The following is a 15,390-nucleotide window of genomic DNA, read 5'->3' on the forward strand; positions in this document are numbered from 1 at the left end:
CATTCCTCACAACGCTACTACAAAAAATAAGACTCATACCATCTTTCTTCATCTCTATTGTTCTTGCATTCTTTTTTATGAAAGATTCTGCAATGTTATTTAATGTATTTTCAAAACTCTTTAAAGATGATAAGAATAAATCATGGATAAAGTTTTTAAAAGAAAATAATGAAGAAATCAGAACATATTACGGTACGCTACTAATAATAGCAATATGCACGGGAATAATGATAGGAACAATGAGCTATTTCGTTGGTCTAAAATATTTTTTACTCATTGGCTTCATGGATTCATTTCTCGAATTGCTCCCCTATGTGGGGCCTACCATAGTTTATATCATAGGTGCAACATTTGCAGTACTTACTTCACTTAAAACTTTTTTGCTGTTTTCAGTTTTTTTTATTGCAATAGAAATCGTACAATCACAAATCGTTATACCTCATTTCACAGGAAAAAGAATAAAAATCCCCCCAATTGCAATTATTATACTCCTTCTTTTAGGAGGCTCACTAGCTGGAGTACTTGGCGTTATTATTGCAGTGCCTTCGTTTATAATCATGAGAAACATAATAAAAATTCTCCGCCCCGAATTTTATCAAACAATTAAAACTACTTGACAGAAAACTTTAAATCAGTACAATAAGAAGTTGCAATATCACATATAAAAGGCTAAAAACTGGTGCCTTTTATAGTGAAAGGAGGCTAATAGATGGAAGCAATTATAAAAACTGGTGGACATCAGTACAGAATCAAGTCTGGTGACATTATTAAAATACAGAAATTAACCGGCAAAATAGGCGATAAGATACATTTTAAAGATGTACTCATGCTAAAGGACGGAAAAACTGTTAAATTAGGCACGCCTGGAATAAAAAATGTATCAGTAGAAGGAACTATCACCGAACAGGGAAGGAATAAAAAAATCACTGTGTTTTTTTATCGAAACAAAACAAGAAACAGGAAAAAAAATGGTCATAGGCAACCTTATACGATGGTAAGAATAAATGAAATCCTGAGCGAGGTGAATAAAAGTGGCTAGAAAGAAATCTAGAACAAATGGAAGAGATAGTAACCCTAAATACCTCGGTGTAAAACTTTACGGCGGTCAGAAAGTAAAAGCTGGAAATATTATTGTTAGACAAATAGGCGAAAAAATAAAACCAGGGAAAAATATTGGAGAAGGTAATGATTATACACTTTTTGCATTAAAACCAGGCATAGTAAAATTCGAAAAGAAAAAAACAAAGACGATAGTTCATATTCTGACTGAGGAGATTTAGCTTACGATCAAGAGAAGATTTATAGATCATGCCACCATCACAATAAAAAGCGGCAAGGGAGGTAATGGAGCAGTAAGTTTTCGTCATGAAAAGTTTGCCCCCCATGGCGGCCCTAATGGAGGGGATGGCGGAAATGGAGGCAGTGTGGTCATTCAGGCAACCCAGAACCTTAATACCCTAAATCATTTCATCCATCAAAAGCATTTTGCCGCAGAAAACGGAGAAAGTGGTAAATCAGCCAACAAGCACGGCAAAAATGGCAAAGACATCATAATAATGGTCCCGCGAGGGACCATTATACTAAACAGAGATACTAACGAAATAATTGCAGATCTCGACAAAGATAACCAATCTATCGTTATAGCTAAGGGTGGAAAAGGCGGGAAAGGAAATAAAAGCTTTGCCACTCCAACAGAGCGTACTCCCCATTACAGTGAAAGCGGCGGTAACAGTAAAACAATACGTATAGAGTTACGATTAAAGATTTTGTCAGATATAGGCATCATAGGATTGCCTAATGCAGGAAAATCCACATTACTCACGGCTGTATCCAATGCAAAACCAAAAATAGCGAACTACCCATTTACTACTCTTTCGCCAAAGATTGGGATGGTAAAAATTGGTATGAATAAAAGCTTTTTAATGGCAGACCTCCCCGGACTCATAAAAGGAGCAAGTAAAGGAAGAGGAATGGGTAATGAATTTCTCGCACACATAGAAAGGACAAAAGCATTGTTAGTCTTAATAGACGGTACAGAGCGAAAAAATATTCTTCCAGCCTTTAAAAATCTACTAAACGAACTAAAAGAATACAACCCTGGAATTCTCAACAAACAAAGAGTCATAGCGGTTAATAAAATAGATCTGTGGAGTACAAAAAGAACAAAAGAGATAAAGGATAAATTCAATAAATTAGGTGAAGAAGTATATTTTATCTCTGCACTGCATAAAATTGACATAGACCCTCTTTTGTATAGATTACATGAACTTGTTTTATCAGCTGCGCCAGAAAAGAAAATCAAAGTAAAAGAAAAAACTATTACACTCACTGAAAATGATTTAAAAAAGTTTTTAAAAATCGAAAAGATAAATCTCCATGCATTTAAGGCAACTCAAGACGAGTTAGAAAGAAGAGTCCAATTAAGCGATCTCGAAAAAACAGGAAGTACTAAAGAACTTTTCAGGTTTTTCAAAAAAATAAAATTAGAAAAAGAGTTGATAAGAGCAGGAATAAAAGACGGAGATAGGGTAATCATAGGTAGCAAAAGTTTTATATTTAAACAAGATGAAAAAAACAAATAAAATAGGCCTTTTTGGCGGAGCATTTAACCCGATACATAATGGTCATCTCTTCGTCGCCAAAGACTCGATAAAGACTTTTAATCTAAATAAAATAATCTTTATCCCTACAGGGAACCCTGTCTTCGAAAAACAAGAGCTACTGAAGAAACAAATACGTGCAGATTTTGTAAAAAATGCTATTTCAAATGAAAAAAATTTTGAAGTTTCTTTTTTCGAAATAAAAAGGGAAGCACCTTCATTTTTTATAGATACGCTGCACCATTTCAATAATGGCAAAGATATGCTTTTTACCATTCTCGGAGAAGATACATTTATGCAATTTCATAAGTGGAAATCACCGGAAGAAATTTTAGAAAATTCATACCTTATCTTAGCAAAACGATATGAAGGAAATTTTGCCGGCACAAAAAAATATATTAAAAAATACTTCGCAGTATACAAAGAGAAAATATTTTTTCTTCCACACCCCCTATTTCAGATATCGTCTACATTGATAAGAGAAAGAATCAAAAAAGGAAAGCATATTTCCTATCTTCTTCCCAAGAGTATAGAAAAAGAAATAGCAGAGAATGGTTACTATAGATAAATTAAGAGAAGAAGTTAAAAAGAGACTTTCTCCTAATCGATTTGAACATTCCGAAAGAGTTGCAGATATGAGCGAAAAACTCAGTAAAATCTGGAATGGAGATACTACAAAGCTCGTTTACGCAGCCTATTTACATGATATAGCACGAGATATGCCCACAAAAGAACTGATAAAAATAGTAAAAGAAAATGGCTACAGAATAAAAAAACTTGAGTATGCAAAACCAGTTCTTTTACACAGCCTGGCTGGAGCAATTATCGCAGAAACAATTTTTGGTGTTAACGACCAATCAATACTCAACGCAATCCGCTATCATACAACCGGAAGAAAAGGAATTACCGTTAACGAAGCAATTATTTATATAGCAGATTTTACAGAATGCGGAAGAAACTTCAAAGAAGCAAGCCTTGTAAGAAAAATCTCTTTCAAAAATCTAAAAGAAGCAGTTTTAAAAGAAACAGAGCTTAATATCTGTTTTTTAATGAACAAAAGAAAACCTATTCACCCATATTGTATAGAAATGTTTAACGATTTACTGAAGAGTGAGATTGTTCAGTAAATCTCACTCAATTTACATTGTTTCGGTTGACTGAAAACAGAATAAAAATATAATATAGATGTAAGCGGGAGTAGCTCAGGGGTAGAGCTCTGGCTTCCCAAGCCAGTTGTCGCGGGTTCAAATCCCGTCTTCCGCTCCAAAGATGAAAAGGCGCCGTCGCCAAGTGGTAAGGCAAGGGTCTGCAAAACCCTTATCGTCGGTTCGACTCCGATCGGTGCCTCCAATTTATGCCGGGGTGGCGGAATTGGTAGACGCACGGGACTTAAAATCCCGCGATGGTGACATCGTACCGGTTCGATTCCGGTCCCCGGCACCAGTTCAGTTCCTGTGTTGCTTTTATTAGAATAATCAGTTTCTAATAAAAAATTAGTAACAATTACCATCGGACGTTATGCTCCTCTATCCCCCAATAATATCTTTGAATTGAATAGCTTTCACTGTGCTTAAGATAATCGTTCCTGAAAAATGATCAAAGAATTAATGATCCTCAGATTTAAAATTAAAAGATCAATTTTTGTAATGCATTCATAAAAAGAGAAAAATTGAATATCAACCTGGCCAGATAATTCTGTTTTAATGGCCTACAGTTTCATAAAATCATTCGGATCACATGAAAATACAACACCTTCAATAAGTTTTGTAAACTCAGTTTCCTTATAAAACTCTTTTTGTGCCCCTTCCTTTTGTTCCATGTCGCTAACCATTTTTTTTATTAAGATCTTAACTAACATTAATTTTTAGAATAATATTTTATATTTTACGGCCACCACATTTCTACGTTTTCGGATCTAAAACAGTTTACTAATATTAATTTTTCTATATATTATATGCTGCAGAAAGAGAATGGCAAGGAGGTACTAAAATGAAAACTTTAACAGTGTTTTATTCAAGAACAGGAAATACTAAAAAAATAGCGCAAGAAATAGCAAAGCTTGTCCAGGGAGATATAGAGGAAATAATTGACGAAAAAAACAGGAATGGGCTGTTAGGATGGTTAATTTCAGGAATGGATGCCATCCTAAAAAGATATACATCTATAAAACAAATAAAGAAAAATCCTTCACAATACGACATGATAATCATTGGTACGCCTATATGGGCAACCAATATATCTACGCCAATCAGAACTTATATACATAATTATAAAGATGCTTTCAAAAACGTAGCCTTTTTCTGCACTTCCGCCGGGAATCGCCCTAAAGATACATTAAAAATATTTAAAGATATGGAAAACCTTTGCAGTAAAAATCCCATTGCCCTGATAAGCTTTAGTGAAAGAGGTATCAAAGCAAATTCTTTTGAAAAAATAAACGAATTTGCTGAAAAAATCAAAAATTAGAGCTTTAGCAGCGCACATACAAAATTGTCTCCACAGGTTGACAGAAAACGCTTTTCGCATAAACTTCTTTAGATAAAAATAATGAAAGGAGAATAAAATGAACGATTCTTATGGGCTTGAAAAATTAGGAATCATCAATACAAATAAAGTCTACAGAAATCTTACACGGGCAGAACTTATAGAATTTGCGATACAGAATAAAGAAGGAATACTTACAGATAATGGCTCTATCAGCATAAATACAGGAAAACATACAGGGCGATCACCAAAAGACAGATTTATAGTAGACCAACCCTCTATACACAATCAAATCGATTGGGGAAAAATTAATATCCCCACTACAGAAAAAGTATTCGAAAAACTGTATGTAAGAGCAACAGCTTACTTGCAAGAAAAAAATGTTTTTATATACGATGGCTATGTTGGGCATGATATGCAGACAAGAATGTCACTCAGAATCATCTCAGATTATGCATCTTCTGCTCTTTTCTCTACAAATATGTTTGTAAGTGCGGATAAAAAAGATTTGAACCTTCATAATCAAGCGGATTTTACAGTAATTGCAGTTCCAAGATGTAAAACCGTTCCTGAGGTAGATGAAGTACGCAGTGAAGTAGCCATAGGAGTTAACTTTGACAAAAAAATCGCTATCATTCTTGGAAGCGCTTACGGAGGAGAAATAAAAAAGGTCATGTTCTCAATAATGAATTTTTTACTTCCAGCAAAAAATATATTTCCCATGCATTGCTCTGCAAATGAGGGAAAAGACGGAAATTCAGCACTGTTCTTTGGATTATCCGGTACAGGCAAAACAACAATATCCATGGATCCTGAAAGAATTCTCATTGGAGACGATGAACATGGATGGGGAAGCGATAAAATATTTAATATGGAAGGTGGTTCATACGCAAAAATCATAGATATTACACCCAAAAAAGAACCTCGCATTTTCAGTGCAATAAGATTCGGCACATTATTAGAAAATGCTGTAATAAGAAGCGATAGAACCCCTGATTATGCAGATAGCAAATATACCGAAAACACAAGGGCAGCAATACCAATGGAATACATTGAGAATGCTAAAATGGATGGAATCTGTTCAATCCCTTCCGTAATTTATTTTCTCACAGCAGATGCATTTGGAGTACTGCCTCCCATATCCAGACTTACAAAAGAACAAGCGATGTATCATTTTATGAGCGGGTACACAGCAAAAGTTGCTGGCACTGAAACAGGAATAATAGAGCCTTTGCCAACATTTTCAGCTTGCTTTGGTGCACCATTTATGATGAGACATCCTGCAGTTTATGCAAAGATGCTTGGAGAAAAAATAGAAAAATACCATACAGATGTTTTTTTAGTCAATACTGGGTGGGCTGGCGGTCCATATGGAATAGGAAGCAGAATAAAACTCGCTTATACGCGGGCAATGGTAAGCGCTGCACTAAATGGAAAATTAAAAAATGTAGAATACACGGAAGAACCTATCTTTGGACTGCAAGTTCCCAAAGAAATACCCGGTTCTATCGTCCCCAGCGAAATTCTTCTTCCAAAAAACACATGGGAAGATAAAGAATTGTACTACAAAACTGCCGTAACACTTGCAAACAAATTCAAAGAAAACTTCGAAAAATTTGAGGGATATATAGAAGACAAAATCAAAAACGCAGGGCCAAAAATCGTATAAAAAATGGGGAGCAAATGCTCCCCATTTTTATTATTTCATCACAAATAGATTTTTATTTTTTACTTCTTATTATTTCAAGCACTCTTTCCGGAATATACGGTACTTTATGAACCCTTACACCAAGCGCATCATATAAAGCATTTCCAATTGCAGGAATTGGTCCGTTAATATTTATTTCAGCTACAGATTTTGCTCCATACGGTCCAGTAGGTTCATATGTACTCACAATAATTGGAACTATCTCAGGAATATCCCTTGTTGAGGGTATTCTGTATTCCATAAAATTCGAGCCAAACATTCTTCCTGAATCTGTAAGTTTATACTCCTCAGAAAGTGCATAACTTAAACCATTCACTAAAGCTCCAATGATTTGCCCTCTGACAAGCTCTGGATTAAGAGGCGTTCCACAGTCCACTGCTGCAACATATTTTATTGGGGTAACAATTCCTGTTTCTTCATCTACTTCAATCTCGACAAAATGAGCAGCAAATGGAGGCGGAGAATACGGAGAAACCATTGAACCAGTTGCTGCAATCTGGTGCTGGTTTTTGACATATAACGTTTGATAAGCAATTTCAGAAAGTGTGACAGACTTGCCTGTTTTTTTGCTTGTCACTTTGCCATCTTCCAGCGCAAAATCCCGCTCATCTTGTTCACCGAACATCTCCCTAACAACTTCAAAAATCTGCTCTCTTATTTTCATTGCAGCACGAAGAACAGCCCCACCGGATATAAATGTACCACTGGAAGCATATGCTCCCACATCAAAAGGTGTAAGATCCGTATCGGCAGCATACACTATAACCTGCTCAGGCTTTATCCCAAGAGTTTCTGCAACAATTTGCGCGGCAATAGTATCTAAACCTGTACCAAGATCCGTCCCTCCATACATAAGGTTAAAAGAAGCGTCCTCGTTCATTTTAAGCGTCGCAGCTCCCATATCAACAAGAGGAATAGCTGAACCCTGCATATGAATGGACATTCCTATGCCTCTAACCTTGCTGCCATTTCTGGTCCTCTTTCCATGTTTTTCAAACCAACCAATTTCCTTTGCACCCTTTTCGATAAGTTCATCCAGTGCACAACTCTGCATATATTGTGTCACTCCTTCGCGCCCTTCGCCTAAGGCCCTAAAAATCGGAGAAGTTTCACCGCTTTTTATATGATTTTTCTTTCTTATTTCAAGAGGAGTCAATTCTAATTTATGTGCAACCTCATCAACTACCTGCTCTAAACAAGCATATCCTTGCGTTGCGCCATAACCTCTGTAAGCCCCGGCAACAGGTAAGTTTGTATAGACAACATCAGCTATGTACTCTACATTAGGTGCTTTGTTATAAAGAGGAAGTGTTTTTGAGCCTGCATTAGACGCAACAGTCAATGCATGTGTTCCATAAGCACCTGTATTACTCAATACATACATTCTAACAGCGTTAAATGTGCCATCTTTTTTTGCGCCGATTTTAACATTCACCTTCATTTGGTGTCTTGTTCTCGATGAAATAAATTCTTCTTCCCTTGTATAAAGAGCACGTGTAGGTTTACCAGTTTTCATCGTAATATAGGCACAAACATCTTCAAGAATAATTTCTTGTTTCACTCCAAATCCACCACCAATTCTTGGCTTTATCACACGTATTTTTTGCACAGGTATATCCAACACCTGTGCAACAATTCTTCTCACATGGAATGGCACTTGCGTGGAGGTTCTTATTACTATCCTACCATACTCATCAAGATAAGTGATAGCAACATGTGGCTCAATAGGACAATGCTGAGCGTATGGCACTTCAAATGTATCTTCAGCTACAACATCGGATTCAGCAAATCCTTTTTCAACATCCCCCACTTTTACTAATATGTGCGCTGCAAGATTGCGTTGTGGGTCATATGCACCTTTGATCTCAGGCTCATCATGAATGATAGGCGCTCCATCTTTTATTGCATCTTCCATATCTAAAATAGCAGGTAATACTTTGTACTGTACTTTTATAAGCTTCAAAGCTTCTTGCGCAATCTCTTCGGTTTCTGCTGCAACTGCAGCAACTCTATCACCTATGTATCTCATTTTTCTGTTAAACATATAAGTATCATATGGAGATGGTTCCGGCCATCCTTGGCCAGCAGTAGTGTGTATAATACGCGAAGTATTCTTATATGTAAGCACCATTTCAACACCAGGATATTTTTCAGCAAGAGTTGTGTCGATATTTTCAATAATCGCATGAGCATGTGGGGAATACAAAAACTTTATATGCAGCATATTCGGAAATGAAATATCATCAACAAACATTGATTGTCCTGTTGCAAGAGAAAGTGCATCAATTTTGTCTGTACTTGTCCCTATATGTTTAAAATCTTTCATATTACCCATCTCCTTTTTTCAACATCTTCGCAGCCAACTTAATAGCCTCTATCTGTTGCACGTAACCTGTGCATCTACAGAGATTTCCGTCCAGCATTTTTTTGATATCATCATCGGTAGGGTCAGGATTGCTTTTAAGCAAAGCATAGGCAACAAGTATGGTGCCAGGAGTACAAAATCCACACTGCACTGCTCCTTTTTCCACAAAAGCTTTCTGCAAAGGATGTGGATTTTGCAAAGTGCCTATTCCCTTTATCGTTGTAATTTCACTGCCATCCACCTTAGCAGCAAGCATTGTGCAACTTGTATAAGGTAATCCATCAATCAACACAGTACAGGTGCCACAAGTTCCCATGTAACAATTTCCTTTTACTTCAAAATATCCATTTCTTCGCAAAACATCGAGAAGTACTTCACCTGCTTCAATTTCAAATTCTTTTTTCTTTCCATTTATAGAATAACGAACCTTCATCCCACACCTCCAATAAAATCAAGAAGTATTTCTTTTGTATAGATGCCTGCGATATGTTGTCTATATTCTCTGCTCAAATGCATATCTTTGGCAACATCAACATTGCTTTTTGTAAATAACCCAAAGTCTTCTGCAAGTACCTTAGTCAACTTTTTCCCTCGCAAAAAAGCTTCACCTTGTTCAAAACGATAGGCAGGTCCAGGACGTGAACCCACTGAAATAGAAATATCCTTAATAATATCCTCTTCAATTTGTGCAAGTATTGCCATGTTCAGCAAAGCTATATCTGTAGCATTCCTTACAAATCTTTTCGACCCGAATTGAAAAGAATCATCATATTTATTCAAATGCACTCCGACTACAATACAACTCTCCATAAGAACCTTCAAATCATTACGATAAAAATCATCAATGAAAAATTCTTCAACAAATTCTCCGCCCGAAACCATAATTTTAGCTCTTAACGCATAAAGTGCAGGAAGAATATCCGAGTAGAAGTGATGTCTTGCGATAGAACCTCCCATTGTAATCTGGTTTCTAAGGAGCTCTGAAGCAAGTTCAGTAAGTGCTATTTTCACTTTACCCTTTAAGTAATTCTGCATTACAGGAGCCTTTGCGACATCTGTAATTGTCGAAGTGGCACCGATCTTAATATTTTCATCATCTTCCCTGATATAAGTTAAGCCAAGTTTATTTAAAAATATCAATTGTTCGATAGTGGGATTAGGAAACACTGTAATATCCAGCCCTCCACCAACAATGACTGCTTTTCCGTCGGATTTCTTGAGAATATCAACGGCTTCCTGAATAGAATTTGGAGTAAAGCAACTCTTAACATTTTTTAACTTCAGCATAGTTCCTCCCTTTTCTTTTTTTAAATTCATATTACAATATTTTAAGGAAATAATCAAGGAGAAAAAGATGAAGATACTAGTCATTTCCGATGTACATGCAAATTTTGAAGCACTAAAATCAGTACTTAAACTCCCGCATGATATAGTATTATTTGCCGGCGATATTGTAGATTATGGCCCACGTCCAAAAGAATGCATCGAAACATTAAACAATGTCTCCTATAAAATGGTGCGAGGGAATCATGACAATGCAGTAGCTTTTAACACAGATTGCGGCTGCTCAGCCCAAATGCACGCTCTCTCAGTATTTACGAGAGAGTATACAAAACAAATTTTAAATAAAGAAGAAATGGAATTTCTAAAGAGACTTCCATTAAAAGAAAAATTCAAAATAGATAATAAAAAATTCTTTATGACACATGCATCAAATAGTGACCCGCTGTTTACTTATCTTAAAGCTGATACTCCAAAAGAAAAATTTATCGAAGAATTTGGCAATATTGACACAGATTTCATTATATATGGACACACTCACTTTCCGTTAGTTTTATGAAACATCGTGAAAGGTGTTATAGTAAATCCGGGAAGTGTAGGACAACCACGTGACGGCATCTGGCTAACAAGCTGTGCTATTATAGACACTGTAGCAGAACAAGTGGAAATTAGACGAATACCATACAATATAAATAAAACAGAAAAAGAAATCAAAGAGGCAGAACTCTCCGAAGTTTTGATAGGCATTCTAAAAACCGAATAGAAACCTACACAAAGAATTATTGCCTGTTAACTGTTCCTGCTTGATACTACAAAATCTTTTGCTCTTTTACATTTTTATCTATTAAGATTTAAGCTCATTAAGTTTAACTGCAGTTCCATAAGCCAAAAGTTCGGCAGCACTACCAATTACACTGGTAGTCACGAAGCGTACATTAATAATAGCGTCAGCACCTAATTCCTTTGCATGGGCCATCATCCGTGCAATAGCTACTGAACGAGCCTTCCCCATCATTTCCGTATACTCGATTAGCTCACCTCCAAGAATTAATCGTACAATAGCTGAAAGGTCTCTTCCAATCCAGATAGCATAAATGGTATGTCCTTGAACCATACCTAAAACCTCTTTAATATTTCGACCAGGAATTTCGCTAGAACTCTGAAATAATATTTCCGCACGCAGCTCTTCATAAGAGGTCTCCTTCTCAAAAGCTTGCTCCTTTTTCTGCTCAACACTTAACGTTAATAAAACCAGCAAGATACCACCAAATAAACAATACATAGCAATTTTAAGCCACCATGGCAAAATAGGCTCATGATAAACATACCACGGTACACCAATAAAAATTGCAGTGAAAAGACCAACTACAAAAGCTAACGAACCAACCAATCTAATTGCTTTCACAATACCCTCCTTCCTAAATGCACAAAATTTATTAAAACTTTTCTACTTATGCTTCATTTTCATTTTTATAAAACGAATACCTTGCAGTACAGTAAATAAAGCCAGGGCAAAAAAGGCTATTATCGCAATTATTTCAATAACACCTTTTTGCTCAAGGGAGAGCAAATAAAGCGCCAACGTAATAGAACCAATGATAGTAATTGCATACGAAATCCCAATTATAAAATTATAAAGTGGCTTAAGCGTTTGTTTCATATTAAATTAATACCTCCTCTCCTATATCTTATTTGAATAAACAATGCATAACTAACATACCCTCTTTTAATTTAGTTTACATTAAATAGTTTTAGAAGTCAATAAAGCTTAATTCCTAAAGAGACACAGAAATTAAATTAGGCCAGACTTCTATATTGCTGTAAAACTATACCAATAACAATAAAAATTAATCCTATTATTGTTGAAAATAATATTGTTTCACCAACTAAAAAATGAACCCATATTAAGGAGAGAAAAGGAACCAAATAGATAAAATTGCTAATTTTGGCAGTTGTTTTAGATAATTTTAATGCTTTCGACCATAACACAAAAGTAATTCCCATTTCAAACAAACCAACATAGATTGCTCCCAGAAACCCTTTGATGTCGGGTATAATTCTTTTAGAAAAAAACAGAAACACAATAAGTAAATAAATAAAGCCAAATATAAAATTGAGTAACAACTTAGCAATATCATCACGCTTATCACGTGTATTATAAATCCAAAATAAAGCCCAAACTACCGCACTACCCAAAGCCAGTAATGCGCCATTTAAATTGGCAAACCTGAACCCTAAAATATTTCCTTGCACAGAAATTACAAGAACACCGAGAAAACTAATACTGATAGCAAAAAAACTTTTGAGTCCTACTTTTTGTCCAAGTAAAGGAATCGATAATAAAACAAGCATTATCGGCCAGGTATAATTCAATGGCTGCGCTTCTTGTGCAGGAAGCAGAGAATAAGCCTTAAATAAAATAATGTAATACAAAAAAGGATTCAAAAATCCAAACAATGCAGAATGTAAATAATCTTTCTGTGAATAACTTTTAAGTAAATACAATTTATTTTGAATCAATAAAACAACAAATAGAAATATTATTGAAGCAATAGAAGCATAAAAAAGCAGCTGAAGAAAGTCTAAATATCGCAACGAAATTTTAAAAGCAGAGGCAACAGTTGACCATAGTAATACAGCAATTATTGCATAAGTATAAGATTGCTTCTGCTTTTTCATATCAAACAATAGCAATATAATATGCGGGATTAGTAAACATTACATCCACAAATCAAAAACCTTTAGCATTATGCTTAATCAAACAATCTCAACAAGTTGGATATCAAAAAATAAATCTTTGCCTGCCAAAAAATGATTGGCATCCAATGTTACAGTTAGCTCGGAAACATTAGTTACTCTGCCAATAAACTTCTGTCCATTGCTCCCGATTAATTCCAATTGCTGGTCAATTGCAGGGTTTAAATTTTCAGGTATATTATCTTTTTTTATCTCTATGACCAATTCTTTACGATAAAGACCATAGGCCTCGCTTGCAGGAATTTTAATGCTTTTTGATTCACCAATACTCATCCCTATCACTGCCTTCTCAAATCCTGGAATTACCATACCCTTTCCTATTGAAAATTGTAATGGCGCTTTATTAACTGATGTATCAAATGTCGTTCCATCCACAAACTTCCCCGTATATTGAACTTTAACAGTATCTCCATTTTTTGCCTGTGACATTAATTCCTCCTTTCATTCTATCTACTGTTTAAAAAAATATTAGACTTATTATACACACATTATTAATAATCGCCATAACCTTCTGCATACCAATATTGCATTGCTCCGCTATTTTTTACGGATTCACTTGCAATTTTATAACTTGCAAATAATGTCTTTTTCAAATAAAAGTGATTATAATAAAGTAAAATCCAGAAGGTTGCAGCATCTACATAAGTTATCTCTCGTTGAGGCGCAATAAGAATATCTGGTTTTGCGTTTGCCCAAAAAGTCTCTACAAAGCTCTTTTTTCCTAAAGAACATGCTGAGATAAAACATATTCTATCCTTAAAACCACTTGTCTCGTCAAATTCATCCGTAGTTATGAGTCCGTTTGGAGTTTCCAGATAACACTCTCCGTATTCATCACACACTCCATGGCTAGAAATGTGAATATATTTATATTTATTGAACTTTAACCTTTCAATTAAATCAGTTTTTGATTTTATTCTTTCAAGATTTACCTTATCCTCATATATTAATTGCATAAACTCGTTCAATATCACACCTTCATTCCTGGCATCTTTAATCGGAATACACTCCAAAATTAGTACTTTTTTGTTTAATGCCATGAAGTCACCTCCTCATAAAACAAGTCTCAACCTATTCATCAATTGAATTTTCTACTGGCAAATCAACATCTTCCTCTGGTTTTTCCAACCCAAGTGTACTGTCCAGCTGTCGTTTATAACGTTCGATATGATTACTTCCTACACGATAAGCTGAGAGAGCTTTATCAATTTGCTTCCCAATCTCTTCATATTTTTTGTAAAATTGCTCAAAAGATTTACTAAGAGAGGCAAGTCTATCCTGTAATTGTTTTGCCCCTTTAACAACCTCCAAATTATGGATACCAATAACTATTACTTGCAGAAAAGCATAAAACGTATTGGGGCTAACTGGAATAACTTTGTTTTCCTGAGAGTATTCATATATTGTAGATGGCTGACTCAAATAATTTTTCTGTGCTATGGTTTCATAATAAATTGCTTCGGAAGGAATAAACATAAGAGCAAAATCGGAAGTCCCTTTTTCCGGCTTTACATACTTATTTTTAATGCTCTTTATTTGTATTTTTACGGCATTCTCATAATTCTTCCAATGCACTGCTTTTTCCTCTTTAGATTGTGCTTCAAGATACTTCAAATAATCATCTCGAGGGAATTTTGCATCAATAGGGATTATTATGTCCTTAATTTTGACAATAGCATCTACCTGCTCTCTGCCTTCAATTAAGTATTGCCTTTCCCAGATACCTTTCGGAAGAACTCTGTCAAGCATTTCTTCCAGTATAACCTCCCCATAATTGCCCCTAAGTTTAGGTGCCTGAAGAATATCCTTAAGAGATTGGCCTAATCTTTGCGCCTCTTCCTGCTGCTGGATAAGTTTATGCATAGTAGTCCCCATATCCCTGATAGTATCAATTGTCTTTACAGTATGCTCTGAAATAAGATTATTTGAATTTGCTACCGCTTCTCGTGCCATACCCAACTCTTTATGGATGTCAGTTTGAAAGGTAAGAAATTGACTTTTAATAGATGAATCAAGCTTTGCCGGTAAATCAGTAGCGCGATTCCTCACAAGAAGAATTAAAACCAAAATTATGAGTGCCAACAATGCTGCTAATATATATATTTCTATGCCCGATAAAACCATATCAGATAACACCTCCTCTCTTATGTTTACACTTCAACTATTTTTCATTATATCCTATTTTGATTTTAAAC

Annotated in this window: 20 protein-coding genes and 3 tRNA genes; 13 read left to right on the forward strand and 10 right to left on the reverse strand. The window is 35.3% G+C overall.

The features are described from left to right. From U9Q18_00175 to U9Q18_00215, 9 genes are all read left to right on the forward strand, one after another. On the forward strand, positions 1-617 hold a 617-nt coding region (locus U9Q18_00175), incomplete at its 5' end, for an AI-2E family transporter (GenBank protein MEA3312777.1). Positions 618-709: 92 nt separating this feature from the next. After that, a complete protein-coding gene (rplU, locus tag U9Q18_00180) occupies positions 710-1,039 on the forward strand; it encodes a 50S ribosomal protein L21 (GenBank protein ID MEA3312778.1) in 330 nt (109 codons plus the stop codon). Next, positions 1,032-1,280, forward strand: a complete 249-nt coding sequence (gene rpmA, locus U9Q18_00185) for a 50S ribosomal protein L27 (GenBank protein MEA3312779.1) — start codon at positions 1,032-1,034, stop codon at positions 1,278-1,280. Before rplU ends, rpmA begins: the two co-directional genes overlap by 8 nt. Positions 1,281-1,301: 21 nt before the next feature. After that, entirely contained in the window at positions 1,302-2,582 is a 1,281-nt protein-coding gene (gene obgE, locus U9Q18_00190; protein MEA3312780.1) for a GTPase ObgE, read from the forward strand. Next, positions 2,566-3,168: a nicotinate-nucleotide adenylyltransferase gene (gene nadD / locus U9Q18_00195; GenBank protein ID MEA3312781.1), complete on the forward strand. Its 603-nt coding sequence runs from the start codon at positions 2,566-2,568 to the stop codon at positions 3,166-3,168. The genes obgE and nadD overlap by 17 nt, the downstream gene beginning before the upstream one ends. Next, positions 3,152-3,727 (forward strand): bis(5'-nucleosyl)-tetraphosphatase (symmetrical) YqeK, encoded by a 576-nt coding sequence (gene yqeK / locus U9Q18_00200; protein ID MEA3312782.1) that lies wholly within the window; start codon positions 3,152-3,154, stop codon positions 3,725-3,727. The genes nadD and yqeK overlap by 17 nt, the downstream gene beginning before the upstream one ends. A gap of 64 nt (positions 3,728-3,791) precedes the next feature. After that, positions 3,792-3,866, forward strand: a tRNA-Gly gene (locus U9Q18_00205). A 10-nt stretch (positions 3,867-3,876) separates the two neighbouring features. Further along, a tRNA-Cys gene (locus tag U9Q18_00210) sits at positions 3,877-3,950 on the forward strand. A 6-nt stretch (positions 3,951-3,956) separates the two neighbouring features. Further along, positions 3,957-4,043: transfer RNA gene (locus tag U9Q18_00215), tRNA-Leu, on the forward strand. Between the two features lie 265 nt (positions 4,044-4,308). On the opposite strand, the gene U9Q18_00220 is transcribed toward U9Q18_00215, so the two are convergent. Further along, positions 4,309-4,431 carry a hypothetical protein gene (locus U9Q18_00220; protein ID MEA3312783.1) on the reverse strand — a complete coding sequence of 41 codons (123 nt, stop codon included), beginning with the start codon at positions 4,429-4,431 and terminating at the stop codon, positions 4,309-4,311. A gap of 158 nt (positions 4,432-4,589) precedes the next feature. Here U9Q18_00220 and U9Q18_00225 point away from each other — a divergent pair, with 158 nt between their 5' ends. Then, positions 4,590-5,066: a flavodoxin gene (locus U9Q18_00225; GenBank protein ID MEA3312784.1), complete on the forward strand. Its 477-nt coding sequence runs from the start codon at positions 4,590-4,592 to the stop codon at positions 5,064-5,066. 97 nt (positions 5,067-5,163) lie between these two features. Then, complete coding sequence (gene pckA / locus U9Q18_00230; protein ID MEA3312785.1) at positions 5,164-6,753, forward strand: phosphoenolpyruvate carboxykinase (ATP); 1,590 nt, start codon at positions 5,164-5,166, stop codon at positions 6,751-6,753. A 52-nt stretch (positions 6,754-6,805) separates the two neighbouring features. On the opposite strand, the gene U9Q18_00235 is transcribed toward pckA, so the two are convergent. From U9Q18_00235 to U9Q18_00245, 3 genes are read right to left on the reverse strand one after another with little or no spacing between them, the layout of a single operon-like run. Beyond that, complete coding sequence (locus U9Q18_00235) at positions 6,806-9,118, reverse strand: molybdopterin cofactor-binding domain-containing protein (GenBank protein ID MEA3312786.1); 2,313 nt, start codon at positions 9,116-9,118, stop codon at positions 6,806-6,808. Between the two features lies 1 nt (position 9,119). Next, positions 9,120-9,590: a (2Fe-2S)-binding protein gene (locus U9Q18_00240; GenBank protein ID MEA3312787.1), complete on the reverse strand. Its 471-nt coding sequence runs from the start codon at positions 9,588-9,590 to the stop codon at positions 9,120-9,122. Continuing rightward, positions 9,587-10,444, reverse strand: coding sequence for an FAD binding domain-containing protein (locus tag U9Q18_00245; GenBank protein MEA3312788.1), 858 nt, complete (start codon positions 10,442-10,444; stop codon positions 9,587-9,589). The genes U9Q18_00240 and U9Q18_00245 overlap by 4 nt, the downstream gene beginning before the upstream one ends. A gap of 67 nt (positions 10,445-10,511) precedes the next feature. Here U9Q18_00245 and U9Q18_00250 point away from each other — a divergent pair, with 67 nt between their 5' ends. Then, the gene (locus tag U9Q18_00250) at positions 10,512-10,997 is read left to right on the forward strand and encodes a metallophosphoesterase family protein (GenBank protein MEA3312789.1); all 486 of its coding nucleotides are present in this window, start codon (positions 10,512-10,514) and stop codon (positions 10,995-10,997) included. A 6-nt stretch (positions 10,998-11,003) separates the two neighbouring features. Continuing rightward, on the forward strand, positions 11,004-11,201 hold the full coding sequence (locus U9Q18_00255) for a hypothetical protein (GenBank protein ID MEA3312790.1): 198 nt from the start codon (positions 11,004-11,006) through the stop codon (positions 11,199-11,201). A gap of 81 nt (positions 11,202-11,282) precedes the next feature. Here the strand turns inward: U9Q18_00255 and U9Q18_00260 are convergent, their stop codons facing one another. From U9Q18_00260 to U9Q18_00285, 6 genes are all read right to left on the reverse strand, one after another. Then, a complete protein-coding gene (locus tag U9Q18_00260; protein MEA3312791.1) occupies positions 11,283-11,843 on the reverse strand; it encodes a YbjQ family protein in 561 nt (186 codons plus the stop codon). A 42-nt stretch (positions 11,844-11,885) separates the two neighbouring features. Further along, on the reverse strand, positions 11,886-12,098 hold the full coding sequence (locus tag U9Q18_00265) for a hypothetical protein (protein ID MEA3312792.1): 213 nt from the start codon (positions 12,096-12,098) through the stop codon (positions 11,886-11,888). Positions 12,099-12,235: 137 nt separating this feature from the next. Further along, the gene (locus U9Q18_00270) at positions 12,236-13,117 is read right to left on the reverse strand and encodes a DMT family transporter (protein MEA3312793.1); all 882 of its coding nucleotides are present in this window, start codon (positions 13,115-13,117) and stop codon (positions 12,236-12,238) included. Positions 13,118-13,195: 78 nt separating this feature from the next. Continuing rightward, positions 13,196-13,624, reverse strand: a complete 429-nt coding sequence (locus U9Q18_00275) for a peptidylprolyl isomerase (protein ID MEA3312794.1) — start codon at positions 13,622-13,624, stop codon at positions 13,196-13,198. 62 nt (positions 13,625-13,686) lie between these two features. Further along, on the reverse strand, positions 13,687-14,235 hold the full coding sequence (locus U9Q18_00280) for a hypothetical protein (GenBank protein MEA3312795.1): 549 nt from the start codon (positions 14,233-14,235) through the stop codon (positions 13,687-13,689). A 31-nt stretch (positions 14,236-14,266) separates the two neighbouring features. Then, the gene (locus U9Q18_00285; protein MEA3312796.1) at positions 14,267-15,319 is read right to left on the reverse strand and encodes a DNA recombination protein RmuC; all 1,053 of its coding nucleotides are present in this window, start codon (positions 15,317-15,319) and stop codon (positions 14,267-14,269) included. Between the last annotated feature and the right edge of the window lie 71 nt (positions 15,320-15,390).

The sequence above is a fragment of the Caldisericota bacterium genome, from assembly GCA_034717215.1.
Classification (GTDB): Bacteria; Caldisericota; Caldisericia; order Caldisericales; family Caldisericaceae; genus UBA646.